Origin of the sequence: Streptomyces spinoverrucosus, assembly GCF_015712165.1 — a bacterium.
GTDB lineage: Bacteria > Actinomycetota > Actinomycetes > Streptomycetales > Streptomycetaceae > Streptomyces > Streptomyces spinoverrucosus_A.
This window is the reverse complement of record NZ_JADPZX010000001.1, coordinates 4,628,306-4,654,688: the sequence shown is the minus strand read 5'-3', so window position 1 is coordinate 4,654,688 and position 26,383 is coordinate 4,628,306. Positions and strand designations below refer to the sequence as shown.

General features: G+C 70.3%; 27 protein-coding genes and 1 pseudogene. 18 read left to right on the top strand and 10 right to left on the bottom strand.

Going from position 1 to position 26,383, the window contains the following annotated elements:
* Positions 1-8 precede the first annotated feature (8 nt).
* Positions 9-263, bottom strand: a complete 255-nt coding sequence (locus I2W78_RS21055; RefSeq protein WP_196461818.1) for a MoaD/ThiS family protein — start codon at positions 261-263, stop codon at positions 9-11.
* Positions 264-305: 42 nt separating this feature from the next.
* Positions 306-1,157: an alpha/beta hydrolase gene (locus I2W78_RS21050; protein ID WP_196461817.1), complete on the bottom strand. Its 852-nt coding sequence runs from the start codon at positions 1,155-1,157 to the stop codon at positions 306-308.
* Positions 1,158-1,331: 174 nt separating this feature from the next.
* Here I2W78_RS21050 and I2W78_RS21045 point away from each other — a divergent pair, with 174 nt between their 5' ends.
* From I2W78_RS21045 to I2W78_RS21020, 6 genes are all read left to right on the top strand, one after another.
* A complete protein-coding gene (locus tag I2W78_RS21045; RefSeq protein WP_196461816.1) occupies positions 1,332-2,111 on the top strand; it encodes a response regulator transcription factor in 780 nt (259 codons plus the stop codon).
* A 104-nt stretch (positions 2,112-2,215) separates the two neighbouring features.
* On the top strand, positions 2,216-3,238 hold the full coding sequence (locus I2W78_RS21040; protein WP_196461815.1) for a LacI family DNA-binding transcriptional regulator: 1,023 nt from the start codon (positions 2,216-2,218) through the stop codon (positions 3,236-3,238).
* A 133-nt stretch (positions 3,239-3,371) separates the two neighbouring features.
* Positions 3,372-4,394, top strand: a complete 1,023-nt coding sequence (locus tag I2W78_RS21035; RefSeq protein ID WP_196461814.1) for a S1C family serine protease — start codon at positions 3,372-3,374, stop codon at positions 4,392-4,394.
* A gap of 9 nt (positions 4,395-4,403) precedes the next feature.
* Positions 4,404-4,613, top strand: a complete 210-nt coding sequence (locus I2W78_RS21030) for a hypothetical protein (RefSeq protein ID WP_196461813.1) — start codon at positions 4,404-4,406, stop codon at positions 4,611-4,613.
* A gap of 102 nt (positions 4,614-4,715) precedes the next feature.
* Positions 4,716-5,453, top strand: coding sequence for a response regulator transcription factor (locus I2W78_RS21025; RefSeq protein WP_196461812.1), 738 nt, complete (start codon positions 4,716-4,718; stop codon positions 5,451-5,453).
* Complete coding sequence (locus I2W78_RS21020; protein ID WP_196461811.1) at positions 5,450-6,904, top strand: sensor histidine kinase; 1,455 nt, start codon at positions 5,450-5,452, stop codon at positions 6,902-6,904. Before I2W78_RS21025 ends, I2W78_RS21020 begins: the two co-directional genes overlap by 4 nt.
* Before the next feature lie 112 nt (positions 6,905-7,016).
* On the opposite strand, the gene I2W78_RS21015 is transcribed toward I2W78_RS21020, so the two are convergent.
* On the bottom strand, positions 7,017-7,415 hold the full coding sequence (locus tag I2W78_RS21015) for a hypothetical protein (RefSeq protein ID WP_196461810.1): 399 nt from the start codon (positions 7,413-7,415) through the stop codon (positions 7,017-7,019).
* Positions 7,412-7,699 carry a hypothetical protein gene (locus I2W78_RS21010; protein ID WP_196461809.1) on the bottom strand — a complete coding sequence of 96 codons (288 nt, stop codon included), beginning with the start codon at positions 7,697-7,699 and terminating at the stop codon, positions 7,412-7,414. The genes I2W78_RS21015 and I2W78_RS21010 overlap by 4 nt, the downstream gene beginning before the upstream one ends.
* A 160-nt stretch (positions 7,700-7,859) precedes the next feature.
* On the opposite strand from I2W78_RS21010, the gene I2W78_RS21005 reads away from it, so the two are divergent.
* Entirely contained in the window at positions 7,860-9,920 is a 2,061-nt protein-coding gene (locus I2W78_RS21005; RefSeq protein ID WP_196461808.1) for a pectinesterase family protein, read from the top strand.
* A gap of 69 nt (positions 9,921-9,989) precedes the next feature.
* Here I2W78_RS21005 and I2W78_RS21000 read toward each other — a convergent pair.
* A pseudogene (locus I2W78_RS21000) lies at positions 9,990-11,794 on the bottom strand (bifunctional metallophosphatase/5'-nucleotidase).
* Between the two features lie 189 nt (positions 11,795-11,983).
* Here I2W78_RS21000 and mshD point away from each other — a divergent pair.
* From mshD to I2W78_RS20965, 7 genes are all read left to right on the top strand, one after another.
* Positions 11,984-12,916, top strand: a complete 933-nt coding sequence (mshD, locus tag I2W78_RS20995) for a mycothiol synthase (RefSeq protein WP_196461807.1) — start codon at positions 11,984-11,986, stop codon at positions 12,914-12,916.
* 103 nt (positions 12,917-13,019) lie between these two features.
* A complete protein-coding gene (locus tag I2W78_RS20990) occupies positions 13,020-13,415 on the top strand; it encodes a GntR family transcriptional regulator (RefSeq protein ID WP_196461806.1) in 396 nt (131 codons plus the stop codon).
* A complete protein-coding gene (locus I2W78_RS20985; RefSeq protein ID WP_196461805.1) occupies positions 13,412-14,299 on the top strand; it encodes an ABC transporter ATP-binding protein in 888 nt (295 codons plus the stop codon). Before I2W78_RS20990 ends, I2W78_RS20985 begins: the two co-directional genes overlap by 4 nt.
* The gene (locus I2W78_RS20980) at positions 14,296-15,279 is read left to right on the top strand and encodes an ABC transporter permease (protein ID WP_196461804.1); all 984 of its coding nucleotides are present in this window, start codon (positions 14,296-14,298) and stop codon (positions 15,277-15,279) included. Before I2W78_RS20985 ends, I2W78_RS20980 begins: the two co-directional genes overlap by 4 nt.
* Before the next feature lie 265 nt (positions 15,280-15,544).
* The gene (locus I2W78_RS20975; protein WP_196461803.1) at positions 15,545-17,776 is read left to right on the top strand and encodes an RNA degradosome polyphosphate kinase; all 2,232 of its coding nucleotides are present in this window, start codon (positions 15,545-15,547) and stop codon (positions 17,774-17,776) included.
* Positions 17,757-18,866 (top strand): CHAD domain-containing protein, encoded by a 1,110-nt coding sequence (locus I2W78_RS20970; RefSeq protein WP_196461802.1) that lies wholly within the window; start codon positions 17,757-17,759, stop codon positions 18,864-18,866. The genes I2W78_RS20975 and I2W78_RS20970 overlap by 20 nt, the downstream gene beginning before the upstream one ends.
* A 25-nt stretch (positions 18,867-18,891) precedes the next feature.
* Positions 18,892-19,314, top strand: coding sequence for an NUDIX hydrolase (locus I2W78_RS20965; RefSeq protein WP_196461801.1), 423 nt, complete (start codon positions 18,892-18,894; stop codon positions 19,312-19,314).
* A gap of 15 nt (positions 19,315-19,329) precedes the next feature.
* On the opposite strand, the gene I2W78_RS41700 is transcribed toward I2W78_RS20965, so the two are convergent.
* On the bottom strand, positions 19,330-19,563 hold the full coding sequence (locus I2W78_RS41700; protein WP_374222688.1) for a hypothetical protein: 234 nt from the start codon (positions 19,561-19,563) through the stop codon (positions 19,330-19,332).
* A gap of 151 nt (positions 19,564-19,714) precedes the next feature.
* On the opposite strand from I2W78_RS41700, the gene I2W78_RS20960 reads away from it, so the two are divergent.
* Both I2W78_RS20960 and I2W78_RS20955 read left to right on the top strand, forming a co-directional pair.
* Positions 19,715-20,551 (top strand): hypothetical protein, encoded by an 837-nt coding sequence (locus tag I2W78_RS20960; protein WP_196461800.1) that lies wholly within the window; start codon positions 19,715-19,717, stop codon positions 20,549-20,551.
* An 85-nt stretch (positions 20,552-20,636) separates the two neighbouring features.
* Positions 20,637-20,816, top strand: a complete 180-nt coding sequence (locus I2W78_RS20955) for a hypothetical protein (protein WP_196461799.1) — start codon at positions 20,637-20,639, stop codon at positions 20,814-20,816.
* An 8-nt stretch (positions 20,817-20,824) separates the two neighbouring features.
* Here I2W78_RS20955 and I2W78_RS20950 read toward each other — a convergent pair whose 3' ends face one another.
* A complete protein-coding gene (locus I2W78_RS20950) occupies positions 20,825-21,157 on the bottom strand; it encodes a metal-sensitive transcriptional regulator (RefSeq protein ID WP_230885534.1) in 333 nt (110 codons plus the stop codon).
* Positions 21,158-21,371: 214 nt separating this feature from the next.
* Between I2W78_RS20950 and I2W78_RS20945 the strand changes: the two genes are divergently transcribed.
* Positions 21,372-21,992: a DUF47 domain-containing protein gene (locus tag I2W78_RS20945; RefSeq protein WP_053759661.1), complete on the top strand. Its 621-nt coding sequence runs from the start codon at positions 21,372-21,374 to the stop codon at positions 21,990-21,992.
* 7 nt (positions 21,993-21,999) lie between these two features.
* On the top strand, positions 22,000-22,998 hold the full coding sequence (locus I2W78_RS20940; RefSeq protein WP_196461798.1) for an inorganic phosphate transporter: 999 nt from the start codon (positions 22,000-22,002) through the stop codon (positions 22,996-22,998).
* 483 nt (positions 22,999-23,481) lie between these two features.
* On the opposite strand, the gene pstB is transcribed toward I2W78_RS20940, so the two are convergent.
* From pstB to pstC, 3 genes are read right to left on the bottom strand one after another with little or no spacing between them, the layout of a single operon-like run.
* Positions 23,482-24,258 (bottom strand): phosphate ABC transporter ATP-binding protein PstB, encoded by a 777-nt coding sequence (pstB, locus tag I2W78_RS20935; RefSeq protein WP_196461797.1) that lies wholly within the window; start codon positions 24,256-24,258, stop codon positions 23,482-23,484.
* A 46-nt stretch (positions 24,259-24,304) separates the two neighbouring features.
* Complete coding sequence (pstA, locus tag I2W78_RS20930) at positions 24,305-25,363, bottom strand: phosphate ABC transporter permease PstA (RefSeq protein WP_196461796.1); 1,059 nt, start codon at positions 25,361-25,363, stop codon at positions 24,305-24,307.
* Positions 25,360-26,367: a phosphate ABC transporter permease subunit PstC gene (pstC, locus tag I2W78_RS20925; RefSeq protein WP_196461795.1), complete on the bottom strand. Its 1,008-nt coding sequence runs from the start codon at positions 26,365-26,367 to the stop codon at positions 25,360-25,362. The genes pstA and pstC overlap by 4 nt, the downstream gene beginning before the upstream one ends.
* Between the last annotated feature and the right edge of the window lie 16 nt (positions 26,368-26,383).

Genomic DNA, 26,383 nt, shown 5'->3' with positions numbered 1-26,383 from the left:
CGGTGTGGTCACCCTCCTGCGAACGGCGGGAGCACCTCGACCGTGCCGCCCTCGGCCAGCCGTACCGTCTCATGCCCGCGGGTGCCCACGGGGTCACCGTCGACGAGGAACGAGCATCGCTGCAGGACGCGCACCAGTTCGCCGGGGTGTCGCTCGCGCACGGCGGCGAGCGCCTCGGCGAGCGTGTCCGCGTCGAAGGGCTCCTCGGCGATTCCCGCCGCGGCCTTCGCGGCCGCCCAGTAGCGCACCGTGACCTTTGCCATCTCGTCCTCGAGTCAATCGGCCTGGCTGTGAATACCGCCAGGCTAGCCCGCCGCACCGACAGCCCAGTCCCCGATCCGGGCCAGGAGCTCGTCGGTCGCGGCGTGCTCGGCGTGGCCCATGCCGGGCTCCAGCCAGAGTTCGCCGTGGTCACCGGCGGCCGCGGCCAGCATGTGGGGGTGGTCGACGGGGAAGTAGCCGTCGCGGTCGCCGTGGACGATCAGCAGCGGCGTCGGCGCGATCCGGGGGACCGCCTCGACCGGCGAGAGCGGCACGGGGTTCCAGCCCCGGTGGTGGATGCGGGTGCGCAGGCCGTAGCGGCCGAGCAGGCGACCCTCGGGGCGGGTCACCAGCCAGTGGACGCGGCGCATGGGGGCCGTACCCCGGTAGTACCAGCGGGCCGGGGCGCTCACCGACACCACCGCCTCGGTCTGCCGGCCGTGCAGCGCGGCGTGCCGGAGCACCACCGAGCCGCCCATGGAGAAGCCGACGGTCACCACGCGCGCGTGCCCCTGTTCCCGCGCCCACGCCACCGCCGCCGCCAGATCGAACACCTCACGGTCGCCGACGGTCGAGCGCCCGCCGGACGCCCCGTGGCCCCGGAAGGAGAACGTGACCACGGCGCCGTACCGGGCGAACACCCCGGCGACCCGGCGCACGTGCGGCTTGTCCGCGTCGCCGGTGAAGCCGTGCGCCACGACGAACGCCGGATGGTCGGAAGGTGGCGTCAAAGTTTCGTATACAGCCGCACCCGGCTCGTATACGGCGTCGATCCGCACACCGTCGGCGGTGTGCAGAAACGTCCGCAATAGTGCGGATCTACCTGCCCCGGACGTCTCACAGTTCGGACGAACGGCGGTGGATCGTGCCGCTTGGCCTGCCGGACCGTTGCTCATGTGGGCTATTCTGCTGGGCAGAGGACTCGGGCAACGTAGCCCCCGGGTCCTTTTGTGCTTTCGGAAGCGTTGTATACGAGGCGGAAAACCGCAGGTGACCGCAGGTGTACGGGCCCCGGGATCGCAGCGCAGTACCGCAAACGTCCTCGCAGGGACCGAGGAGGAACCAGACGTATGAGTTCTCTGCTGCTCCTGACCAACGCTCTCCAGCCGTCGACGGAAGTGCTGCCGGCGCTCGGCCTGCTGCTGCACAACGTGCGCGTGGCTCCGGCGGAAGGACCCGCCCTCGTCGACACCCCGGGCGCCGACGTCATCCTCGTCGACGGCCGGCGTGACCTCCCCCAGGTGCGCAGCCTCTGCCAGCTGCTGCGCTCCACCGGCCCCGGCTGTCCCCTCATCCTCGTGGTGACCGAGGGCGGCCTCGCCGCCGTCACCGCCGACTGGGGCATCGACGACGTACTCCTCGACACCGCCGGCCCCGCCGAAGTCGAGGCACGCCTCCGCCTCGCCATGGGCCGGCAGCAGATCGTCAACGACGATTCCCCCATGGAGATCCGCAACGGCGACCTGTCCGTGGACGAGGCCACCTACAGCGCCAAGCTCAAGGGGCGCGTCCTCGACCTCACCTTCAAGGAGTTCGAGCTCCTGAAGTACCTGGCACAGCACCCGGGCCGCGTCTTCACCCGCGCCCAGCTGCTCCAGGAGGTCTGGGGCTACGACTACTTCGGCGGCACCCGTACGGTCGACGTCCACGTACGACGACTGCGCGCCAAGCTCGGACCCGAGCACGAGTCGCTGATCGGGACCGTCCGGAACGTCGGTTATCGATTCGTTACGCCGGAGAAGGTGGACCGCGCCGCGGACGAGGCCAAGGCCAAGGCCGCCCGGCCAAAGCCGGAGGATGCGGACGAGACGGCGCCGTTGAGCGCCGCCGAGGCCCGGGCCGACGCGTAACCGGCGCACGGGCGCCCGTCAGGGGGTGCGCCGTCTTGTGCATGGGTACGCACAAGACGCCGTACGCCCTGCCCAGAGCTGGTCCATCCGCGTAGACTCCGCGCGTGGCCAAGGTGACTCGGGATGATGTGGCGCGGCTGGCGGGGACCTCCACCGCCGTGGTCAGCTATGTCATCAACAACGGACCCCGGCCGGTCGCCCCGGCCACGCGCGAGCGTGTCCTCGCCGCCATCAAGGAGCTGGGCTACCGGCCCGACCGGGTGGCCCAGGCGATGGCCTCCCGGCGCACCGACCTCATAGGCCTGATCGTCCCGGACGCCCGTCAGCCGTTCTTCGGTGAGATGGCGCACGCGGTGGAGTGGGCGGCGGCCGAGCGCGGAAAGATGGTGCTGGTCGGCAACTCCGACTACGTCGGCGAGCGCGAGGTCCACTACCTGCGGGCCTTCCTCGGGATGCGGGTCTCCGGGCTGATCCTGGTCAGCCACGCGCTGAACGACCTGGCCGCCGCCGAGATCGAGGCCTGGGACGCCCGGGTCGTCCTCCTCCACGAGCGCCCCGAGGCCATCGACGACGTCGCCGTCGTGACCGACGACCTGGGCGGCGCCCAGCTCGCCGTACGCCATCTGCTGGAACACGGCTACGAGTACGTCGCCTGTATGGGCGGCACCGCCGAGACCCCGGCCGTCGGTGACCCGGTCTCCGACCACGTCGAGGGCTGGCGGCGCGCGATGACCGAGGCCGGGCTGCCCACCGAGGGACGGCTCTTCGAGGCGCCGTACAACCGCTACGACGCCTACCGGGTGGCCCTGGAGATGCTGTCGGGGCCGGATCGTCCGCCCGCGATCTTCTGCTCCACCGACGACCAGGCCATCGGTCTGCTGCGCGCGGCCCGCGAGCTGCGGATCGACGTGCCCGGGGAGCTGGCGGTGGCCGGCTTCGACGACATCAAGGAGGCGGCGCTGGCGGACCCGCCGCTGACCACGATCGCCTCCGACCGGTCGGCGATGGCGCGCGCCGCGGTGGACCTCGTCCTCGACGACGGACTGCGGGTCGCGGGGTCGCGGCGGGAGCGGCTGAAGGTGTTTCCGTCGCGGCTGATGGTGCGGCGGTCCTGCGGCTGCGAGTGACCGCTCCATGAGGCGTCTCTGAGAGACGTCGACGACCTGCGAGAAGCGTCTTTATATCGGGCATACGAGGTTCTGCCGGGCTTCTCAGGGAGCACTCAGGGAGCTCTCATGGTCGGGCGACAAGCTCATGGACATGACCGAGAGCCTCCGCCCCAGCGGCGAGTACGAGAACCCGTACCAGGGCAACCAGCAGTACGCCTCCACTCCCGTGAACCCCGAGTGGCCTCCTCCGCCCGCACACCAGCCCACCGCGCTCCTCACCGAGCCGGTCTCCCCCGCGCCGGCGCGGAAGAAGCGCACCCCGGGGCCGGTCGGGCTGCTGGCCGCCGTGGCCATCGTCGCCGCGGCCGTCGGCGGCGGCACGGCGTACGGCATCCAGGAGCTGGCCGGCAGCGACACGGTGGCCTCCTCCAGCACCAGCACGAACGTCGTGCCCTCCAGCCAGAAGGGCACGGTCGCCGGCGTCGCCAAGGCGGTCAGCCCGAGCATCGTCGAGATCAACGCCACCTCGAACGCCGGTTCGTCCACCGGGTCGGGCGTGATCATCACCAGCGACGGCGAGATCATCACCAACAACCACGTGGTCTCCGGCGCGTCCCAGGTCAAGGTGACGACCAGCGACGGCAAGTCCTACAGCGCGCAGGTCGTCGGCACCGACAGCGGCAAGGACCTCGCCCTGATCAAGCTGGACGACGCCTCCGGCCTGACAGCGGCCACCCTCGGTGACTCCGACGGCGTGCAGGTCGGTGACGAGGTCGTGGCGATCGGCTCACCCGAGGGGCTGACCGGGACGGTGACCAGCGGCATCGTCTCGGCGCTGAACCGCGATGTGACGGTGTCGACGGGCGAGGGTCAGCAGCAGCAGCAGCGGCCGGGCGGCGGCTGGCCGTTCGAGTTCGGTGGCCAGGAGTTCAACGGCGACACCGGGTCGTCGACGACGACGTACAAGGCGATACAGACCGACGCGTCCCTCAACCCCGGCAACTCCGGCGGCGCGCTGATCGACATGAACGGCAACATCATCGGGATCAACTCGGCGATGTACTCGGCGGCGGGCTCGTCGTCCGACGCGGGCAGCGTGGGCCTCGGCTTCGCGATCCCGATCAACACCGTCAAGGCCGACCTTGCCACGTTGCGGGCGGGCTCCACCGACTAGGAGTACGTCATGATCAAGCAGGTTTCGCACAAGGTGACGGATGTCGGCGCGGCCGACCTCGCCCTGGCCCTCGACGTGGCGTACGAACTGCACGCGCCGACGGCACCGCCCCGGGCGCCCGAGGTTGCGGTCCCGCAGATGATGGGCCTGCGTGGCACGGCTGCCCGCCCGCACCGCCGCAAGGTGCCGCTGAACCGGCTCACGGCGATGCGCGACTGATCTCATCCAACGCTGTTCTTCACGCCGCGGCGGGGAAGCATGCGAGGCTGAAGGCGTCGAGCATCCCCTGTCGTCCCACCGCACCCGAGGAATCCAACGCCCATGAGCCCCGCCGAAGGCGACCGTGACCCGCAGCGCATCCTCATCGTCGACGACGAGCCGGCGGTGCGCGAAGCACTCCAGCGCAGCCTCGCCTTCGAGGGGTACGACACGGAGGTCGCGGTCGACGGCGCGGACGCCCTGGAGAAGGCGACCGCGTACCGGCCCGACCTGGTCGTCCTCGACATCCAGATGCCCCGCATGGACGGCCTGACCGCCGCGCGCCGCATCCGGGGCGCCGGGGACACGACGCCCATCCTGATGCTCACGGCCCGCGACACGGTCGGCGACCGGGTGACGGGACTGGACGCCGGGGCGGACGACTACCTGGTCAAGCCCTTCGAACTGGACGAGCTGTTCGCCCGTATCCGCGCCCTGCTGCGGCGCAGTTCGTACGCGGCGGCGTTGGCGGCGGCCGGGACGCAGGAGGACGAGGCGCTGGTCTTCGCCGACCTGCGGATGGATCTCGCGACGCGGGAGGTGACGCGGGGTGGGCGGCCGGTGGAGCTGACGCGCACGGAGTTCACGCTCCTCGAGATGTTCATGGCCCACCCGCGTCAGGTGCTCACCCGGGAGCAGATCCTGAAGGCGGTGTGGGGCTTCGACTTCGAGCCGTCGTCGAACTCGCTGGACGTGTACGTCATGTACCTGCGCCGCAAGACGGAGGCGGGCGGCGAGCCGCGTCTTGTCCACACGGTGCGGGGTGTGGGGTACGTGTTGCGGCAGGGCGGCGCGGAGTGAACAAGGTAGTACGCCGCTTCCGCACCCTGCCGATCCGGACGCGACTGTCGCTGCTGGTGGCGGCGGCGGTGGCGTTCGCGGTGGCGGCGGTCTCGGTGAGCTGCTGGTTCGTGGTGCGGGACAAGCTGTACGACGAGATCGACAACGATCTGCAGTCGTCCATCGGTTCCGTGTCGCGCATCGACGTCGCGGCGGCCCTCGGCGCCTGCGGCCAGTCGCCGGCCACCGGCCCGCTCGGGCCCCGGTCCGACAGCTACGTCCAGATCGTGCGGGCGGACGGCGAGGCCTGTCCGTTCGCCGGTTCCGCGGGCACGGTCGCGGTCACCGACAGCGACACGGCCGTGGCCGAGGCCCCGCAGGAGCGGGAGTTCACGCTGCGCACCGGCAAGGACAGCGACGGCGCGTCGGTGCGGGTGCTGACCACGGCGCTCGTGGTCAAGCTCGGGCCCGGCGAACAGTACGTCGCCGAGGACTCCGCGCTGGTCCTCGGTATCTCCCTGAAGGGCACTCAGCGCACCCTCAACGAGCTCGCCCTGCTGCTCCTGATCGTCTCCGGCATCGGAGTCGTGGGGGCCGGAGCCGCCGGTCTGGCAGTGGCCCGCGCTGGTCTTCGCCCCGTCGACAAACTCACCGAAGCCGTGGAGCACGTCGCCCGCACCGAGGACCTCACCATCCGCATCCCCGTGGAGGACGACAGCGAGGACGAGGTCGCCCGGCTCTCCCACTCCTTCAACTCGATGACGTCGGCGCTGGCCAGCTCCCGCGAGCTGCAACAGCAGTTGATCGCGGACGCCGGCCACGAACTGCGCACCCCCCTGACGTCCCTCCGCACCAACATCGAACTCCTCACCCGCAGCGAGGAAACCGGCCGCCCCCTGCCCGAGGCCGACCGCAAGGCGCTGCTCGCCTCGGTGAAGGCGCAGATGACGGAACTGGCCGCGCTGATCGGCGACTTGCAGGAGCTGTCCCGCCCGGACACGGGTCTGCACACGGGCAGGACGCAGGTGATCGCCTTCCACGACACCGTCGAGTCGGCCCTGCGCCGCGCCCGCCTGCGCGGCCCGGAGCTGACGATCACGGCCGACGTGCAGCCCTGGTACGTACGGGCGGAGCCGTCGGCACTGGAGCGGGCGGTGGTCAACATCCTGGACAACGCGGTGAAGTTCAGCCCGGACAACGGCACGATCGAGGTCGAGCTCACCGACGGCGTCCTGACGGTCCGCGACCACGGCCCGGGCATCCCGGCCGACGAGCTCCCCCACGTCTTCGACCGTTTCTGGCGCTCCCCTTCGGCGCGTGCGTTGCCCGGCTCGGGCCTCGGCCTGTCGATCGTCGCGCGTACGGTGCACCAGGCGGGCGGCAAGGTCACGCTGGCCCGGGCGGAGGGCGGCGGCACGGCGGCGACGGTACGACTGCCGGGAGCGCCTACGGCTCCGCCGGGGGTTGTGTAGGCGACGGTGCCGGGGCAGCCTTCGCCAACCTCGACGCGGCCGCTGTTTTTCGTCGGACCAGCGCCGAACCGCTGACGGTGACCTGACCGACCGGCCGCCCGCAGTCAACGCGTCAATGAACGCCGAGCATGCCGGGTGAGTCGACGTCGACGGTGAGCATGCCCGGCGGATAGTCGTCCTCGCGTTCGGTGAGAATGATCGACATCCCGCCCGACTCCAGATGCGGCGTGGCCACGTAGATCGCGTGGCAGGTGTCCGCACCTCCCCATCCATCGCGCACCATGCCGCCCACCGTCACAGCGGCGGTCTGTCCCAACGGGTCGACGTTGATCCCCGGGAGTGCCAGCAGCCCGCGCCCGACGCCCTCGTCCTTCTCCTCGGCCCGCATGAGACAGAGCGCGGGGACGTGCAGCCAGTCATTGGGCGTGTGCGCGACGTTGTCGACGAGCCGATGCAAGGCCTCGTGCCCACGCGCGAGCGCCAGCACCGCGCCCGCGTCGAGAATGATCACGCAGCCCGCTCCCGAAGCGCTCGCGTCTTCTCGGCGGCCATCGCGTAGATGTTGGCCAGGACGTCCGGGCCGTCGTCGAACTCCTCGTCCGTGAGCGTGCACCCCATCCGCTCGCGCAGGGCCTTACGCGCCGCCGTCACCCGCTCGGCGATCTGCTCTGCCGTGGGCTGCGCAAGCGCCAGCTCCTCGACAAGCTGCCCCAACGTCATGCCGCGCTCCTTGGCCACCTGCGCGAGGTGATCGCGAGCCTGCCGCGACACCTGGATGGTCGTGTTCTCAGCCATGGGACCACCATAACCACGCCACAGCCCAGCCCGCCCCGCCTTGGGGCCATTCTCACCCCGGCTGTTCCTCCTGCCTACGCCCTCCACGTTCCCCGGCAACCATCCACCCCCCAGCGGCAACTCCCCAGTGACGAACCCTTCCCACGAAACGGACCCGCGCATGACCACCCCCCGCAGTAAGCCCCGTCACCGCCGCCGCAGAAGCGCCCTCCTGGTCGGCGTCCCCGCCGCGGTCGCCGTCGCCGCGACCCTCGCCTACGGCACCGTCTTCGGCGTCTTCGGCGACGACGCGCAGCCCACCGCACAGGCCGCCGCCCCCTCCTGGGCCACCGCCACCGCCGACGGTTTCGCCTCCGTCGACAGCCTCGGCCAGAAGGGGACGTACGGCGGGCGGGACGGCAGGACCGTCACCGTCAGGACCCTCGCCGAGCTGGAGAAGTACGCCACCGCCGCCGAGCCCTATGTCGTCGTCGTCGCCGGCACCATCAACATGAACCCCGTCGGCAAGGAGATCAAGGTCGCCTCCGACAAGACCATCGTCGGGTCCGGGACCGCCGGGCACATCGTCGGCGGCGGGTTCTTCCTCGGCAACGGCGTGCACAACGTGATCATCCGGAACCTGACCATCCGGGACTCGTACCAAGGCGTCTGGAACGACAAGGACCACGACTTCGACGCCATTCAGATGGACGGCGCCCACCACGTCTGGATCGACCACAACGATCTGCGGCACATGGCCGACGGGCTCATCGACGTCCGCAAGGACAGCACCAACATCACCGTCTCCTGGAACAGGCTGAGCGACAACAACAAGGCCTTCGGCATCGGCTGGACCGAGAACGTCGTCACCGACATCACGATCCACCACAACTGGATCCGCGAGACCGAGCAGCGCAACCCGTCCACCGACAACGCCGCCCACGCCCACCTCTACAACAACTTCCTGGAGGACACCCCCAACACCAGCATCACGTCCTCCTACGGCAACTACTCCCGCGGGAAGACGAAGATGGTCCTGGAGAACTCCTACTTCCAGGGCTTCAAGAACCCCGTGACCAAGGACTCCACCGCCACCGTCGTCCAGCGCGGCAATCTCTTCTCCGGCACCAGCGGCCGCAACGAGAGCGGCGGTACCGCCTTCGATCCCAAGGCGTACTACCCCTACACGCTCGACAAGGCCGCGGACGTCCCGGCGCTTCTCAAGTCCGGTACCGGACCTCGTACGTCCATCGGTACGAGCGCGGCTGCCACCACGAAAGCGGCCACCACCCTCACCGTCGCCAAGGACGGCTCCGGCCAGTACTCCACCGTCCAGGCCGCCGTCAACGCCGTCCCGGCGAACAACCCCTCCCGCGTCGTCATCGCCGTCAAGCCGGGCACGTACCGCGAGACCGTCAAGGTGCCGTCCGACAAGCCGCACGTCACCATCCAGGGCACGGGCGGCAGCCGCAAGGACACCGTCATCGTCTACAACAACGCCGCCGGGACGCCCAAGCCCGACGGCTCGGGCACGTACGGCACCAGCGGCAGCGCCACCGTCGCCGTCGAGGCCGACGACTTCCAGGCCCGCAACCTGACCATCACCAACGACTTCGACGAGAAGGCCAACCAGGGCCTCAGTGGGCATCAGGCCGTCGCGCTGCGTACCGCCGCCGACAAGGTGTTCCTCGACAGCATCATCGTCAACGGCGACCAGGACACCCTCCTCCTCGACACCGCCGCCAAGGACAGGCTCGGCCGGGTCTACCTGACCAACTCCTACGTCACCGGCAACGTGGACTTCGTCTTCGGGCGGGCCACCGCCGTGATCGACCGGTCCGTCCTGACGCTGAAGAAGCGGTGGGACGGGACGTCCGCCGGTTACATCACCGCGCCGAGCACCCCCGCCGACCGCAAGGGCTTCCTCGTCAACCGCTCGACCGTCAACGGAGACGTCTCCGCCGCGAGCTTCTTCCTCGGCCGCAACTGGCACGCGGGCGGCGACGCCTCGCTCCGCCCGCAGACCACTGTCCGCGACAGCACCCTGAGCGCCGCGATCAGGTCGACCCCGTGGTCCGACATGGGTGGCTTCTCCTGGAAGAACGACCGGTTCGCCGAGTACCGCAACACCGGCCCGGGCGCCGGGTCCGCGAGCGCCGACCGGCCGCAGCTGACCGACTCCCAGGCGACGGGCCAGGAGGTCGCCGACTGGCTGGGCGACTGGACGCCGAGCGCGTCCTGAAACACTCAACCCTGAAACGCACAACGGGGGGACGCATGGTCCATGCGTCCCCCCGGCTGCGTCAGACGGTCACTTCACGATCGTGATCCGGTTCGCCGCCGGCGGCGCGATCGGGTTCGTCGCCGAGGAGTTGGCCGTCAGGTACTTCTCCAGGGCCGTCAGATCGTCCACGCCCACGAGGTCGTTGGTGCCCTGACCCAGCGTCGGGAAGCCGTCGCCGCCGCCCGCGAGGAAGCTGTTGGTGGCGACGCGGTACACCGCCGACGGGTCGATCGCCGCGCCGTTCAGCTTGACGGAATCCGTCACGACCCGGTCGGCGCCGCTCTTCGTCAGGTCCAGGGTGTACGTCAGTCCGGCCGACGGCTGAAGCACCTTCGGCGCGGCCGCGTTGGCGCCGCTCACCTGCTCCTTGAGGACCTGGACCAGCTGGGCGCCGGTGAAGTCCTGGAGGTTGACCGTGTTGGCGAACGGCTGGACCGTGAAGCCCTCCGCGTACGTCACCACGCCGTCGCCCTCACCGGCCTTGGCCGGGTAGGTGAGGGGCGCGCGGATGCCGCCGGGGTTCATCAGCGCGAGGTCGGTCTCCGGGTCCAGCTCCTTGCCGTACGCGAGCTGGGCGTCGGCGATCAGGTCGCCGAGCGGGGACTCGGTGCCGGTGTTGGTGATGTCGGCGGAGATGTGGCCGATGGCGCGGTTGCCGATGGGGCGGCGAGGGTGTTCCACTTGCTGATCAGCTCGGTCATGTCCGGCGCCTTGGGGACGTCCCGGGTGACCACGTGGTTCGCCGACTTCACGGCCGTACGGGCGATGTCACCCGTCCAGCGGTCGTACGTCAGGGTCGTGTCGGTGTAGAGGCGGCCGAAGGAGGACGCCGAGGTGACCATACGGGGCTTGCCCGACGGGTCATTGATCGTGCACACGTACGCCGCGTGGGTGTGGCCGGTGACCAGCGCGTCGACCTGCGGGGTGACGTTCTTGGCGATGTCGACGATGGGGCCGGAGATGCCGTCGCCCGCGCCCGGCGAGTCACAGTCGTAGTTGTACGCCGAGGAGGCCGGGAAGCCGCCCTCGTGGACCAGGGCGACGATCGACTTCACGCCCTGCCGCTGGAGGACCTTGGCGTACTTGTTGATCGTCTCGACCTCGTCCTTGAAGGTGAGGCCCTTCACGCCCTCGGCGGAGACGATGTCCGGGGTGTCCTCCAGGGTCACGCCGATGAAGCCGACCTTGACGCCGTTCTTCTTCCACACCCAGTACGGCTTGAGGAGGGGCTTCTTCGTCTTCTCGTCGAGGACGTTCGCCGCCAGGTACGGGAAGTCGGCGCCCTTGAACTTCTTGTCCGTGTAGCAGCCCTCGGTGGGGTGGCAGCCGCCGTTCTGGAGGCGGGCCAGCTCCTTGGCGCCCTCGTCGAACTCGTGGTTGCCGACGCTCGTCACATCCAGGTCGAGCTTGTTCAGCGCCTCGATGGTGGGCTCGTCGTGGAACAGGCCCGAGATCAGCGGGGAGGCGCCGACCATGTCGCCGCCGGCCGCGGTGATGGAGTACTTGTTGCCCTTGCGCGCCTCGCGCAGATGCGTGGCCAGGTACTCGACGCCGCCCGCGTCGACGGTCGTGGTCGTGCCGTCCTCGTGCACCTCGGTGACGCGGCCGGAGGAGCCGGCCGGCGGTTCGAGGTTGCCGTGCAGGTCGTTGAAGGACAGCAGCTGCACGTCCTGGTAGCGGCTCGGCCGGTGGCCGCCGCGGTCGTCGTGGGCGCTCGCCGTCGACGGCAGCGCCGCCGCCAGCGCGCCGACGGTGGTGAGTCCGGCGGCTGCGGCGAGCAGTCGGGTGGTACGGCGTCTGTGGTGCGGGTGCCGCTTCGGTGTGGCCGGCATGTGCCCCCCTGGTGGGTCGGCTGAGGTTCGTGGGACGTGGCTCCGTCCGGCCGCAGCCTAGAGTCAACGCGCGTAGCGCGACAGGGGGTTCATGGTTACATCCTGGTATCCACAGGCGTTTTCCCGCGCGTTTCCCCCCGCGCTCCCCGTGCCGCCACTTTGCCGTCCCCGCCCCGTACCCTCATATGCATGACCAGCGACGACAGCGCACGGCCCGGCGGCCCCCTCTCCCGCTCCATCGAGACCTACGCCGCGCTCGCCCCGGAGCAGGCCGAGGCCGTACTCGATCTGCTCGCGGCGGCCGCGCGGGGCGACGGCCAGCAGGCGGTGTCCGAGCAGGGTCGGCTCCAGATCCGTGGCGGCGCCCGCGAGGGCGTGTCCCATCTGCTGCTCAGCGTCGACGGCCAACTCGTCGGCTACGCCCAACTGGAGGACACCGACCCGGTGGAGGCGCCGGCCGCCGAACTGGTCGTCCACCCCTCGCACCGCGGCCACGGACACGGCCGCGCCCTCGGCGCCGCCCTGCTCGCCGCGTCCGGCAAGCGGCTGCGGGTCTGGGCGCACGGCGGCCACGCCGCCGCCCGGCATCTGGCCCAGGTGCTGGGCCTGACCCTGTTCCGCGAACTGCGCCAGATGCGGCGCCCGTTGGCCGGACTGGACCTGCCCGAACCGGCCCTGCCGCAGGGCGTGACCGTGCGCACCTTCGTGCCGGGGCAGGACGACGCGGCCTGGCTGGCGGTCAACGCCGCCGCCTTCGCCCACCACCCCGAGCAGGGCTCACTCACCCAGCGGGACCTCGACGACCGCAAGGCCGAGCCGTGGTTCGACCCGGAGGGCTTCTTCCTCGCCTTCCGCGGCGACGAACTCGTCGGCTTCCACTGGACGAAGGTGCACGCCGAGGAACAGCTCGGCGAGGTGTACGTGCTCGGTGTCGCGCCGGGCGCGCAGGGGACCGGGCTGGGCAAGGCGCTCACCTCGATCGGCCTGCGGCACCTGGCGGCGCAGGCGCTGCCGACGGCGATGCTGTACGTCGACGCCGACAACAAGGCGGCGGTGAGCGTGTACGAGCGGATGGGCTTCACGACGTACGAGACGGACCTGATGTACCGCTCCGAGACGTGAGACATACGCGCACATAAGCCCCGGGAGGGGGCGGCGATCTTGACGCCGCCCCCTCTCTTGCACCACCCTTTCACTACTCAATTAGTGAAAGGGTGGTGTTCGAGTGGTCGAGTACCGCATCGACCGGCGCAGCGGCGTCGCCACCTACGTCCAGATCGTCCAACAGACCAAGCAGGCCCTACGGCTGGGCCTGTTGCGGCCCGGCGACAAGCTGCCCACGGCCCGCGAGGTCGTCGAGGCCACGGCCATCAACCCGAACACCGTCCTCAAGGCCTACCGCGAACTGGAGCGCGAGGGCCTGGTCGAGGCGCGGCGCGGCCTCGGCACGTTCGTCCGGCGGTCGCTGGGCGCCGCCCCGGCCGACTCCCCGTTGCGGGCGGAGCTGGTGGCCTGGGCGGAGCGGGCACGCGCGGCGGGGCTGGAGCGGGAGGACGTGGCCGCGCTCTTCACCGCCGTACTCGATGAACAGTTCACGGAACAAGAGGGGGACCAGGCATGACCGACACCGCCATGGAGGCGGCCGCGCTGGGCAAGCGATTCCGGCGGCGGGGACGGCAGGCGCTTCAGTCCTGCGCCTTCCGGCTGCCCGCCGGCGTCATATGCGCCGTCGTCGGCCCCAACGGCGCAGGCAAGTCGACCCTCCTCGCCCTCGCCGCCGGACTGACCGCCCCCACCGAGGGCACGCTCACCGTCCTCGGCGGCACCCCCGCCCAGGCCCGCGAGCGCCTGGCGTACGTCGCCCAGGACAAGCCCCTGCACCCCCAGCTCACCGTCGGCGAGACCCTGCGCCTGGGCCGGGAGCTCAACCCCCGGGTCTGGGACGCCACCGTCGCCGACCGGGTCGTCTCGGACGGCGACCTGGACCCGGACGCGAGGATCCGCACCCTGTCCGGCGGCCAGCGCAGCCGGGTCGCGCTCGCCCTCGCGCTGGGCAAGCGGCCCGAGCTGCTACTGCTCGACGAGCCGATGGCCGACCTGGACCCGCTCGCCCGGCACCAGCTGATGGGCACGCTGCTGGCCGACGCCGCCGAGCGCGGCACCACGGTCGTGATGTCCTCGCACGTCGTCGCCGAACTGGAGGGCTCCTGCGACCACCTGCTGCTGCTCGGCGCGGGCCGGGTCCGGCTGGCCGGTCCGCTGGACGACCTGCTCGCCGCGCACACCCTCGTGACCGGCCCGGCGACCGGCGACCTCGGCCCGCACACCGTCGTCGAGTCCCGCACGACCGGCCGCCAGCTCACCGCCCTGGTCCGGCCACGGGGCCCGCTCGGCGCCGACTGGGAGACGGCCGAGCCGTCCCTGGAGGAGCTGGTCCTGTCCCATCTGCGTTCCCCCGAGGCGCCGGAACTCCGCCTCGACGCCCCCGAGGAGGCCACCGTATGACCGCCGCGACCACCATGACCGCCCCCGCGCGCGGGGCCCGGCCGCGTGGCCTGACCTGGGTCCTGTTCCGCCTGCACCGCTCGGCGCTGTGGTTCTGGGTGATGCTGCTGGCCGTCGCCGCCGGCGCCCTGCTGTGGGCGTACGGCCCGGGCGCGCACGACGCGCTCGTGGAGTACCGCGAGATGGACTGCGCCGCGCCCGGCCCAAGCCTGTCCTGCGACTACACCGGCCCCGCCCACCAGCGCTACAACACCCTCATGGCCGTCGGCGCCGGGCTGATCAACATCGTCCCGTTCCTCACCGCCGCCTGGGCGGGCGGTGCGCTGATCGGCCGGGAACTGGAGGACGGCACGGCCCGGCTGGCCTGGACGCAGTCCGTCACGCCGGTCCGCTGGCTGGCCGCCAAGCTGGCGGTGCCGGCCGCGCTGATCGTCTCCGGCACGATCGCCCTCACCCTGCTGCACCGGCTCGCCTGGGCGGCGGAGGGCCCGCAGCTGCGCGAGCTCGACTGGTACGACCCTTACGACAGCGCCCCCTACCTCGCCAACGGCACCCTCGCCCCCGCCTACGCCCTGCTGGGCCTGGCGCTCGGCATCCTCGCGGGCCTGGCCGTGCGCCGCGCCCTGCCCGCGCTGGCCACCGCTGTCATGAGCCTGATCGTCGTGTCGTACGGCCTGTCCACCCTGCGCCCGCACCTGTGGCCGGTGCGCACCCTGACCGACCGTGGCGAGTACCCGTCGATCGTCGGCATGTTCGTCGACGAAGGGGCCCTCACCTCCACCGGCGCCCGCGTCGAGGACCCGATCTGCGTCGACGACCTCACGTGCCTCGCCGACCACGACGTCGTCGGCTTCTACCGCGACTACCACCCCGCCTCCCACTTCTGGCCACTACAGCTCATGGAGACCGGCGTCGTCCTCGCCGTGACCGCCCTCGCGGTCCTGGCCGCCTTCCGGCTGCTGCGCCGCCGCACCGCCTGAGCGACGCCGAGGTCGGGCGGCGTACTCCAGGCGTGCGAGTACGCCGCCCCCGCCACCGTGGACGCCGGGGAGCCTCCCCCCGCTATCCCGCACGTCATGTCTCCGTAACCATTGATTCAGCCGGGCTTGCGACGCTCGGCCAATGACGCCCGCTGTGCCAGAGCCTTCGCCGCCCCCCGAGGGCCTCGCGAGGAACGGGGCCGTGATGATCCCGCCCGCTCGGTCCGACGCGCCCGTTTCGCCCCAGGCGCGGAACAATGGGGCCATGAGCCAGCAGAACGCCGAGGCAGAGGTCCAGCACGCACAGCCCTCCGTGGGCTCCATCGCCGCGCACCGCCCCCACACGGTCTCGGCCACGGTCTCCGACCTCGAACCCGACATCGATGCCGACCTCGACGCATACGAGGACGCGCAGGTGGACGGTATCCAGCTGCCGCAGGGCCGGTTCCTCGACCGGGAGCGCAGCTGGCTGGCGTTCAACGAGCGCGTCCTGGAACTCGCCGAGGACCCCAACACGCCCCTTCTGGAGCGCGCCAACTTCCTCGCGATCTTCGCCAGCAACCTGGACGAGTTCTTCATGGTCCGGGTGGCGGGACTGAAGCGCCGTATCGCCACCGGCGTGGCCACCCGCTCCGCCTCCGGACTGCAGCCGATGCAGGTGCTGGAGATGATCTGGGCCCGCTCCCGCGAGCTGATGGCCCGGCACGCCGCCTGCTACCACGAGGACGTCGCCCCCGCGCTCGCGGAGGAGGGCATCCACCTGGTCCGCTGGAGCGAGCTGACCGAGAAGGAACAGGCCCGCCTGTTCACGCTCTTCCGGCACCAGATCTTCCCGGTCCTGACCCCGCTGGCCGTGGACCCCGCGCACCCCTTCCCGTACATCTCCGGCCTCTCCCTGAACCTGGCCGTCGTGGTCCGCAACCCGGTCAGCGGCCACAGGCACTTCGCCCGCGTCAAGGTGCCCCCGCTGCTCTCCCGCTTCCTGGAGGCCGCCCCCGGCAGGTACGTCCCGCTGGAGGACGTCATCGCCGCGCACCTGGAAGAGCTCTTCCCCGGCATGGAGGTGCTGGAGCACCACGCCTTCCGGCTCACCAGGAACGAGGACCTGGAGGTCGAGGAGGACGACGCCGAGAACCTGCTCCAGGCGCTGGAGAAGGAGCTCATGCGGCGCCGGTTCGGGCCGCCGGTCCGCCTGGAGGTCGAGGAGTCCATCGACCGCGAGGTGCTGGACCTGCTGGTGCGCGAGCTGAAGATCAGCGAGGCCGAGGTCTACCCGCTGCCCGGCCCGCTCGACCTCACCGGCCTGTTCCGCATCCACCGCCTGGACCGGCCCGAGCTGAAGTACCCGAAGTTCATCGCCGGCACCCACCGCGACCTGGCCGAGGTCGAGTCCGCCTCCGCGCCCGACATCTTCGCCGCGCTGCGCGCCAGGGACGTCCTGCTGCACCACCCGTACGACTCCTTCTCCACCTCCGTGCAGGCGTTCCTGGAGCAGGCCGCGTCCGACCCGGACGTCCTCGCCATCAAGCAGACCCTGTACCGGACCTCGGGCGACTCCCCGATCGTGGACGCGCTCATCGAGGCGGCCGAGTCCGGCAAGCAGGTCCTCGTCCTGGTCGAGATCAAGGCCCGCTTCGACGAGCACGCCAACATCAAGTGGGCGCGCAAGCTGGAGGAGGCCGGCTGCCACGTGGTCTACGGCCTGGTCGGCCTGAAGACGCACTGCAAGCTGTCGCTGGTGGTCCGGCAGGAGGGCGACACGCTACGGCGGTACAGCCACGTCGGCACCGGCAACTACCACCCGAAGACGGCCCGCCTCTACGAGGACCTCGGCCTGCTCACCGCCGACCCGCAGGTCGGCGCGGACCTGTCCGACCTGTTCAACCGGCTGTCCGGCTACTCCCGCCGGGAGACCTACCGCCGGCTGCTGGTCGCCCCCAAGTCCCTGCGTGACGGCCTGATCGCGCGGATCAACAAGGAGGCCCAGCACCACCGTGCCGGGCGTCCCGCCTACATCCGCATCAAGGTCAACTCGATGGTCGACGAGGCCGTCGTCGACGCCCTGTACCGTGCGTCCCTGGCGGGCGTGCCCGTCGACATCTGGGTGCGCGGCATCTGCGCGATCCGGCCCGGCGTGGCGGGCCTGTCGGAGAACATCCGGGTCCGCTCGATACTCGGCCGCTTCCTCGAACACTCCCGGGTCTTCGCCTTCGGCAACGGCGGCGAACCCGAGGTGTGGATCGGCAGCGCCGACATGATGCACCGCAACCTCGACCGCCGTATAGAGGCCCTGGTCCGCGTCGTCGACCCGGCGCACCGCGCCGCCCTCAACCGGCTCCTGGAGACCGGCATGGCCGACTCCACCGCCTCCTGGCACCTGGGCCCGGAGGGCGAGTGGACCCGGCACGCGATGGACGGGGACGGCGGGCCCCTGCGGAATATCCAGGAGATGCTCATAGACGCCCGGAGGCGCCGGCGTGGCACAGCAACACCTTGACCCGACGGACCCGATGGCCGGGCCGGTGACAGGAGACGCCCTCGCGGGCTACCTGCGCGCCCAGGCCACGGAGTTCCTCCGTGCGCTCCGGCAGCACCGGGAGACCGGGGCCGGAGCCGGCCACAACGGCACGGAGGAGACCGTCGACGCGGCGCGAGCCCTGCGCCGCTCGGCCCGCCGCATCAGCGGCAGCCTGCACACGTTCCGTCCGCTGCTGGACACCGACTGGTCGGAGGGCATGCGCCCGGAACTGGCCTGGCTCTCGGGGACCCTGGCCCTCGAACACGCCTACGCGGCCCGCCTGGAGCGGCTGTTGCAGGCCCTGCACCGATTGTCGGGGGCGACGTTCCCGTCCCAGCCGACGACCACGGCGGCGGGCGTGGCCGCGAACAGTCGTACCGCCGGCGCGGGACGGGTGGCCGCGGGCGCACCTCCCACCGCCGGTCCCCCGGCCGCCCCGGAACGCGGCAGCCTCACCGTGGGCGCGGCCAAGGCCGGCGCGCTGCTCGAACGCCAGCTCACCCTGGCCCGGACCCGGGCCCACTCCAGCGCCCTGCAGGCGCTCGGCTCCTCCCGCTTCCACGCGGTCGCCGACAAGGTCGCCGTACTGGCCAGCGAGGTCCCGCTCACCCCGGCCGCGGCCACCGCCGACCTGCGCCCGCACGCGGCGGCGGCCGAGGAGCGCCTCACGGACGCGGTGGCCGCCCTGCCCCTGGTCACCGCGGGCCACCCGTACAACGCGGAGGCCTTGATCCACGGCCTCTCCCCGGACCCCGCCCCGCACCCGCAGGACGCCCCCTGGCACCAGGTCCGCCTCCTGCTGCGGCTGCACCGCTACGCCCGCGAGGTCCTCTACGGCGAGAACGCCCCGGTCGACGTCCGACTGCTGGCCGCGGGACAGGCCCTCAACCGGCACCGCGACGCCTCCGAGGCGGCGGCGGCAGCGGCGGCCGCGGCCCGTACGCCGCGGATCGCACCGGCGACGGCGTACGCGCTCGGCGTGCTGCACGCCGACCAGCGGCACGAGGTGGAGGCGGCCCGCTTCGAGTTCCAGCAGTCGTGGCAGAAGCACGCGGTGGGTACGTCCTGAGCGCACGAGGGGGCGGTGAGCGGCGTTGACCAGTACGAAGGACACCCCGGTCCAGGCGGCCGGCTGCGTCCTGTGGCGCCGCTCGCCCGCCGACGAGGGGCTGGAGATTTGTCTGGTCCACCGTCCGAAGTACGACGACTGGTCCCACCCCAAGGGCAAGCTGAAGCGCGGTGAGGACCCGTTGGCGGGCGCGCTGCGGGAGGTCGAGGAGGAGACCGGCTACACCGCGGCGCCCGGCGCCGAGCTGCCCACCCTGCACTACATGGCGAACGGCCGCCCCAAGCAGGTCCGTTACTGGGCGGCCGAGGCCGCCTCGGGCGGCTTCGCCCCGAGCACCGAGGTGGACCGCATCCTGTGGCTCTCCCCCATGGCGGCCCGGCTGCGCCTGACCCAGCCCCGGGACCGCGAACTGGTGGACGAACTACTGGCGACCATGCGTCACGCCTGAGACCGGGCGGGACCGTCAGGATCCGGCCATGTGCCCCGCCGCGTCGGTCCGGGCCTGACTCCGCGCCCGACGCGCGGGCCCACGCCAGCCGCAGACGCAGCGGGCCACGCAGAAGGGCCCTTGCTCGACAGTGCCGACGCGATGCTCCGGACGGCCCTCACCTGGGGCGAACCGATCCTGCTCTGTCACCCTGACAACGTTACCCAGGCCGGGTAAACAGCCGGCCAGGCTTTGGTAAGCGTCTCCCATACGCCCGGCCTGCCTCCCCCTCGAACCTCCGCCGAACACTCCCCGTGCACCCCTCCACCACCCCAGACCCCGCGTGACGGCTCTACCTACCCGTCGTTAACCGAAACAACAGGGGGTCCGAGACGAACGTACGGCTGGGGGTAGGCAGACGATGGCGGAGCAGCACGGCAGGACGGGCGGATCGGTCACGGCGGCAGGACTGACGGCCTGCGTCTGCCTACTGGCCTCCGGATGCGCGGGCAGCGGCGCCGCCGCCGAGGACGCCCGCCCCGCCGACCCGGTCCGCACCCTGCACCGCGCCGCCGACGCGCTCGTCGACGCGGGCACGTCCAAGGCCAGGACGTCGATGGAGATGGCGACCGGCGGCACCCGCGTCACCATCCGCGGTGAGGGCGTCTACGACTACACCCGCCAGCGCGGCCGACTGAAGGTCCTGCTCCCCCAGGACCCCGCCGGCCAGACGGAACACCGCCCGATCACGGAACTCCTCGCGCCGGGCGCCCTGTACATGAAGAACCGGGGCGCCGGCGTCCCCGCGGACAAGTGGGTCCGCGTCGACACCACCACCCTCTCCGACGGAAACCTGGTCACCGGCGGAGCCACGGACCCCTACGCCGCCGCCGAGGTGCTGCGCGGCACCCGCACGGCGACTTACGTCGGCCGCACCGAGATCGCCGGCACCGAGGTGAACCACTACCGGGGCACCGCCGACCTCGCCCAGGCCGCCAGGACCGCCTCCCCCGGGGGCCGGGCCTCGCTCGCGGCGGCGGCGAAAGGGTTCGCCACGGCCGAGGTCCCGTTCGACGTGTTCCTCGACGACGAGGGCCGGATCCGCAAGGTCAGGCACCGCTTCAGCTTCGTCAACGGCCGGCAGCAAGCCACCGTGGCGGTCGCGTCGACGACCCTGCTCTACGACTTCGGCGCCCCCGTCGACGTAGGCCTGCCGCCCGAGAAGGACATCTACGCGGGCCGGATCGCCGAGGAGTGACCGGCGCGAACTAGCCCGTCCGTGCCATGCGCGTTGTGTAGGCCACTCCCTACTCTAGGAAGCCGGTGACGGCAGAGAAGAGGTGATGCACGTGGCTCCGGTCGGCGGTACGGCAGTTCAGGACCACGTGGCCCTCGCCGAGATCGAGCTGTGCGGAGAGCTGATCATCGCGGCCTCGCAGGCGCGGGAGCGACTCAGCCTGGAGAGCATCGACGAGGTCCTGAGGGTGGCCGAGGAACGCGGGGACGACTCTTGCCGAAGGTGAGCGAAAGCTCACGTCCGCAGCAGCCGCCCGATGGCCTTCGTGGCCTCCTCGACCTTGGCGTCGATCTCGTCCCCGCCCTTCAGCGCGGCATCGGCGACACAGTGCCGCAGATGCTCCTCCAGCAACTGCAGGGCAAAGGACTGCAGGGCCTTCGTCGAGGCAGACACCTGCGTCAGTATGTCGATGCAGTACACATCCTCATCGACCATCCTCTGCAGCCCCCGGATCTGCCCCTCGATCCTGCGCAGCCGCTTCAGGTGCTCGTCCTTCTGCTTGTGGTACCCGTGGATGCCCCGGTCATGGTCGGTCACCACGCCCTCGCCGGCCTCGGTGGTCGTCATCACGCACCCTCCATCCACATACCCCTACTGGGTATATCGTACCGAACTTTGCTGGGTATAGGCCCCTTGGCCACTGCCCGGAGCCGGACACCGAACCGCCCCCGTACAGATGCACGGAATTCATGGGCGACACTGGAGGACGGCCCATTAGCCGTGGCCGGATGATGCGCCTAGCATCAGCCTGACCGAAACCGAAGCACCCCGAGGACCCCACGTGCGCTTTCGTCTGACCCCCAGGGAGACGAGCTTTTACGACATGTTTGCCGCATCCGCGGACAACATCGTCACCGGCTCGAAACTCCTGATGGAACTGCTCGGGGCGGACGCTTCCGCCCGGGCCGAGATCGCAGAGCGTATGCGGGCAGCAGAACACGCCGGTGACGACGCCACGCACGCGATCTTCCACCAGCTGAACTCCTCGTTCATCACGCCCTTCGACCGCGAGGACATCTACTCCCTCGCGTCCTCCCTCGACGACATCATGGACTTCATGGAGGAGGCCGTCGACCTGGTCGTCCTCTACAACGTCGAGGAACTCCCCAAGGGTGTGGAACAGCAGATCGAAGTGCTGGCCCGCGCCGCCGAACTGACGGCCGAAGCCATGCCCCATCTACGCACGCTGGACAACCTCACCGAGTACTGGATCGAGGTCAACCGCCTCGAGAACCAGGCCGACCAGATTCACCGCAAGCTCCTGGCCCACCTCTTCAACGGCAAGTACGACGCGATCGAGGTCCTCAAGCTCAAGCAGATCGTGGACGTACTGGAGGAAGCGGCGGACGCCTTCGAGCACGTGGCGAACACGGTGGAGACCATCGCCGTCAAGGAGTCCTGACCCGTCCATGGACACCTTCGCCCTGGTCGTGACCGTCCTGGTCGCCCTCTTCTTCACCTACACCAACGGCTTCCACGATTCCGCGAACGCGATCGCCACCTCGGTCTCGACCCGCGCCCTGACCCCGAAGGCGGCCCTGGCCATGGCCGCCGTCATGAACCTGGCCGGCGCGTTCCTCGGCAGCGGCGTGGCCAAAACGGTCAGCGAGGGCCTGATCGAAACGCCCAAGGGCTCCACAGGCATGGGCATCCTCTTCGCCGCCCTCCTCGGCGCGATCACCTGGAACCTCATCACCTGGTACTTCGGCCTCCCGTCCTCCTCCTCCCACGCCCTCTTCGGCGGCATGGTCGGCGCGGCCCTGGCCGGCGGCACGCAGGTCTACTGGCACGGCGTCCTGGACAAGATCATCATCCCCATGTTCGTGTCTCCCGTGGTCGGCCTGATCGTCGGCTACCTGGTGATGACAGCGATCATGTGGATCTTCCGCAACGCCAACCCGCACAAGGCCAAGCGCGGCTTCCGCATAGCGCAGACGGTCTCGGCAGCGGGCATGGCCCTCGGCCACGGCCTCCAGGACGCCCAGAAGACCATGGGCATCGTCGTGATGGCCCTGGTCATCGCCGACGTCGAGGACTACGGCGACCCCATCCCCCTCTGGGTCAAGATCGCCTGCGCGGTCATGCTCTCCCTCGGCACCTACGCCGGCGGCTGGCGCATCATGCGCACCCTCGGCCGCAAGATCATCGAACTCGACCCCCCGCAGGGCTTCGCCGCCGAAACGACGGGCGCGTCGATCATGTTCACCACGGCCTTCCTCTTCAAGGCCCCCATCTCGACAACGCACGTCATCACCTCGGCCATCATGGGCGTCGGCGCAACGAAGCGCGTGAACGCGGTCCGCTGGGGCGTGGCCAAGAACATCGTCCTCGGCTGGTTCATCACCATGCCGGCAGCAGCAGCCGTAGCGGCATGCGCCTTCGGCCTCGTACACCTGGCGTTCCTGTAAGCCCCACCCGGCACTGCACCTGAACCGGGACATCGCGCAACCTGGCACGACGGGGCACCGCTGCGCCCACCCGTGCCGCCCCAGCGGCACGACTGCCCGCGGCTGGACGGCACCAGTTGCCCACGACTGAACGGCACCGCACACCCGCGGCTGAGCGGCACCGCGCCCCCGGGCCGGGCCAGCGATAGCCGCACTCGCGTACGCACGGAAGGGGCCGTGTCGGGGGGTGTCCGCCCGCAGAGGTTGGCGCGTCAACCCGGGCACCTTTGCAGATGACCGATTCCGCGCCGTTCCGAGGACGGACACCCCCCGACACGGCCCCGCCCCACCACCCGAACCGTAGGCGCGACAGCAACCCCCACCAAACACGAGCAGGCCGCCGCAGGCACAAAACAGACGGGGGCCCGCCCCCGGGAGCCAGGGGCGGGCCCTTTTTCGTCCTCGCGGTGGCACCGCCATGCAGCACCGCGAGGAGTCGATACGTCAGCCGAAGCGACCGGAGATGTAGTCCTCCGTCGCCTGCACCGACGGGTTGGAGAAGATCCGCTCCGTGTCGTCGATCTCGATCAGCTTCCCCGGCTGCCCCACAGCCGCCAGGTTGAAGAACGCCGTCCGATCCGACACACGCGCAGCCTGCTGCATGTTGTGCGTCACGATGACGATCGTGAACCGCTCCTTCAGCTCCCCGATCAGATCCTCGATCGCCAGCGTCGAAATCGGGTCAAGAGCAGAGCAAGGCTCGTCCATCAGCAGAACATTCGGCTCAACCGCGATCGCCCGAGCAATACACAGCCGCTGCTGCTGACCACCCGACAACCCCGACCCCGGCTTGTTCAGCCGGTCCTTGACCTCGTTCCAGAGGTTCGCCCCCTTGAGCGACTTCTCCACGATGTCGTCCAGCTGGGACTTCTTGTACGACCCCAGCAGCTTCAGCCCCGCCGCCACGTTGTCGTACACCGACATCGTCGGGAACGGGTTCGGCCGCTGGAACACCATGCCGACCTCACGCCGCACGGCCACCGGGTCCACCCCGGCCCCGTACAGGTTCTCGTCGTCGAGCATGACCTTGCCCTCGACCCGCCCACCCGGAGTCACCTCGTGCATCCGGTTGAGCGTGCGCAGGAAGGTGGACTTGCCACATCCGGACGGCCCGATGAACGCCGTGACCGAACGAGGCTCAATGGTCATCGAGATGTCCTCGATGGCACGGAACGAACCGTAGTAGGCGCTGAGGCCGCTGACATCAATGCGCTTGGCCATTTGAAATCACTGCTTCTTTCAGAAAATCGGTCGCTGAGTGGCCGCGTCAGCGACCGGTCTTGGGGGCCTTCCAGCGGGCAATGCCGCGGGCCAGCAGGTTCAGGATCATCACGAAGGCGATCAGCGTCAGAGACGCAGCCCACGCACGGTCGTACGCAGGTTCGGCACCCGCGCTCTGGGAGTACTGCTGGTAGATGTACAGCGGCAGCGAGGCCTGGGCCCCTTCAAACGGGTTGTTGTTGATGAACGGGTTACCGAACACCAGCAGCAGCACCGGCGCCGTCTCACCGGCGATACGCGCGACCGCCAGCATGATGCCGGTGGTGATACCACCGATCGCCGTCGGCAGGACGACCTTCAGAATCGTCCGCCACTTCGGCACGCCCAACGCGAGCGACGCCTCCCGCAGCTCGTTCGGCACGAGCTTGAGCATCTCCTCCGTCGAGCGCACCACGACCGGCATCATCAGGATCGCCAGCGCGAGCGAGCCGGCGAAGCCGAACGGCTGCATCTCGAACATCAGCATGATGCTGAGGATGAACAGACCGGCGACGATCGACGGGATACCCGTCATGACGTCGACGAAGAAGGTGACGGCCCGGGCGAGGTTGCCCCGCCCGTACTCGACCAGGTAGATCGCGGTGAGCACACCGATCGGCGCGGCGATCAACGTGGCGAGACCGACCTGCTCCAGGCTGCCGATGATGGCGTGGTAGATACCGCCACCCGGCTCCCGGTCACCGACGACACCCATCGAGTGGGTCAGGAAGTAGCCGTCCAGGACCTTCGTGCCGCGCTGGACGGTCGCCCAGACCAGCGAGGCGAGCGGCACCACGGCGATCAGGAAGGAGACCCAGACCAGCGAGGTCGCGACACGGTCCTTGGCCTGCCGCTTGCCCTCGACGACCGCTGCGATGACGTAGGTGCCGAGGACGTAGAGGATCGCGGCGATCAGGCCCCACTGGATCCGGCTGTCCAGCCCGGCGCCCAGGCCGATACCGACCGCGACGGCGAGCGAGCCCGCGGCGATCCCCCACGGGGCCCACTTGGGCAGGCTGGCGCCGCGCAGCGTGCTGGGGCGCTTGGTGAGGACGGCGTGGCTCATGCGTTGGCCCCCGAGTACTCCTTGCGGCGGGCGATGATCGCGCGGGCCGCGCCGTTGACCAGCAGGGTGATGACGAACAGGACCAGACCGGAGGCGATCAGCGCGTCACGGCCGAAGGTGTCCGCCTCACCGAACTTGCTGGCGATGTTCTGGGCGAACGTACCGCCGCCCGGGTCGAGCAGGCTGGTCTGGATGAGGAAGGAGGGGGAGAGCACGGTGGCGACGGCCATCGTCTCGCCCAGCGCGCGGCCGAGGCCGAGCATCGAGGCGGAGATCACGCCGGAGCGGCCGAACGGCAGCACCGCCATGCGGATGACCTCCCAGCGCGTGGCGCCGAGGGCCAGGGCCGCCTCCTCGTGCATCTGCGGGACCTGGCGGAAGACCTCGCGGCTGACGTTGGTGATGATCGGCAGGATCATGATCGCCAGCAGGATGCCGACCGTGAGCATCGAGCGGGCCGGGCCGCCCTCCCAGGAGAAGATGCCGGTCCATCCGAAGTACGCGTCGAGCCAGCCGAACAGGCCGTCCAGCTGCGGTACGAGGATCAGGGCGCCCCAGAGGCCGTACACGATGGACGGCACGGCGGCGAGCAGGTCGATCACATAGGCGATGGGACCGCTCAGCCGGCGTGGGGCGTAGTGGGTGAGGAACAGCGCGATGGCGACCGCGATCGGGACCGCGATGACCATGGCGACGATCGAGGAGACCACGGTGCCGAAGGCCAGCACGGCGATACCGAAGACGGGCTCGGGACCGCTGGTGTTCCACTCGAAGGTGGTCAGGAAGTTGCCCTCGTCCTTACTGATGGCGAGGGCGGCCCGGTAGGTGAGGAAGACGGCGATCGCGGCCATGATCGCCAGCAGCAGAATGCCCGACCCACGGGAGAGACCGAGGAAGATCCGGTCACCGGGCCGGGTGGCGCCGCGGGCCGCGCGCTTGAGCTCGGCCGTCGTCGACTGGGGCGTGGGGGGAGGTGCGTCAGTGTTCTGTGTCGTTATGTCCATCAGGTTCTCCGGTCTG

Excerpts from the sequence above, each read along its gene's own strand:
- I2W78_RS21050 (WP_196461817.1), bottom strand. The coding sequence starts at position 1,157 with ATGAGCAACGGTCCGGCAGGCCAAGCGGCACGATCCACCGCCGTTCGT.
- I2W78_RS21030 (WP_196461813.1), top strand. The coding sequence starts at position 4,404 with ATGATCAAGCAGGTTTCGCACAAGGTGACGGATGTCGGCGCGGCCGAC.
- I2W78_RS20985 (WP_196461805.1), top strand. The coding sequence starts at position 13,412 with ATGACCGACACCGCCATGGAGGCGGCCGCGCTGGGCAAGCGATTCCGG.
- I2W78_RS20950 (WP_230885534.1), bottom strand. The coding sequence starts at position 21,157 with ATGACGACCACCGAGGCCGGCGAGGGCGTGGTGACCGACCATGACCGG.
- pstC (WP_196461795.1), bottom strand. The coding sequence starts at position 26,367 with ATGGACATAACGACACAGAACACTGACGCACCTCCCCCCACGCCCCAG.
- I2W78_RS21010 (WP_196461809.1), bottom strand. The coding sequence starts at position 7,699 with ATGGCTGAGAACACGACCATCCAGGTGTCGCGGCAGGCTCGCGATCAC.
- I2W78_RS20980 (WP_196461804.1), top strand. The coding sequence starts at position 14,296 with ATGACCGCCGCGACCACCATGACCGCCCCCGCGCGCGGGGCCCGGCCG.
- I2W78_RS20975 (WP_196461803.1), top strand. The coding sequence starts at position 15,545 with ATGAGCCAGCAGAACGCCGAGGCAGAGGTCCAGCACGCACAGCCCTCC.
- pstA (WP_196461796.1), bottom strand. The coding sequence starts at position 25,363 with ATGAGCCACGCCGTCCTCACCAAGCGCCCCAGCACGCTGCGCGGCGCC.
- pstB (WP_196461797.1), bottom strand. The coding sequence starts at position 24,258 with ATGGCCAAGCGCATTGATGTCAGCGGCCTCAGCGCCTACTACGGTTCG.
- I2W78_RS20940 (WP_196461798.1), top strand. The coding sequence starts at position 22,000 with ATGGACACCTTCGCCCTGGTCGTGACCGTCCTGGTCGCCCTCTTCTTC.
- I2W78_RS21005 (WP_196461808.1), top strand. The coding sequence starts at position 7,860 with ATGACCACCCCCCGCAGTAAGCCCCGTCACCGCCGCCGCAGAAGCGCC.
- I2W78_RS21055 (WP_196461818.1), bottom strand. The coding sequence starts at position 263 with ATGGCAAAGGTCACGGTGCGCTACTGGGCGGCCGCGAAGGCCGCGGCG.
- mshD (WP_196461807.1), top strand. The coding sequence starts at position 11,984 with ATGACCAGCGACGACAGCGCACGGCCCGGCGGCCCCCTCTCCCGCTCC.
- I2W78_RS20955 (WP_196461799.1), top strand. The coding sequence starts at position 20,637 with ATGCACGTGGCTCCGGTCGGCGGTACGGCAGTTCAGGACCACGTGGCC.
- I2W78_RS41700 (WP_374222688.1), bottom strand. The coding sequence starts at position 19,563 with ATGGGAGACGCTTACCAAAGCCTGGCCGGCTGTTTACCCGGCCTGGGT.
- I2W78_RS21025 (WP_196461812.1), top strand. The coding sequence starts at position 4,716 with ATGAGCCCCGCCGAAGGCGACCGTGACCCGCAGCGCATCCTCATCGTC.
- I2W78_RS21045 (WP_196461816.1), top strand. The coding sequence starts at position 1,332 with ATGAGTTCTCTGCTGCTCCTGACCAACGCTCTCCAGCCGTCGACGGAA.
- I2W78_RS20960 (WP_196461800.1), top strand. The coding sequence starts at position 19,715 with ATGGCGGAGCAGCACGGCAGGACGGGCGGATCGGTCACGGCGGCAGGA.
- I2W78_RS21035 (WP_196461814.1), top strand. The coding sequence starts at position 3,372 with ATGACCGAGAGCCTCCGCCCCAGCGGCGAGTACGAGAACCCGTACCAG.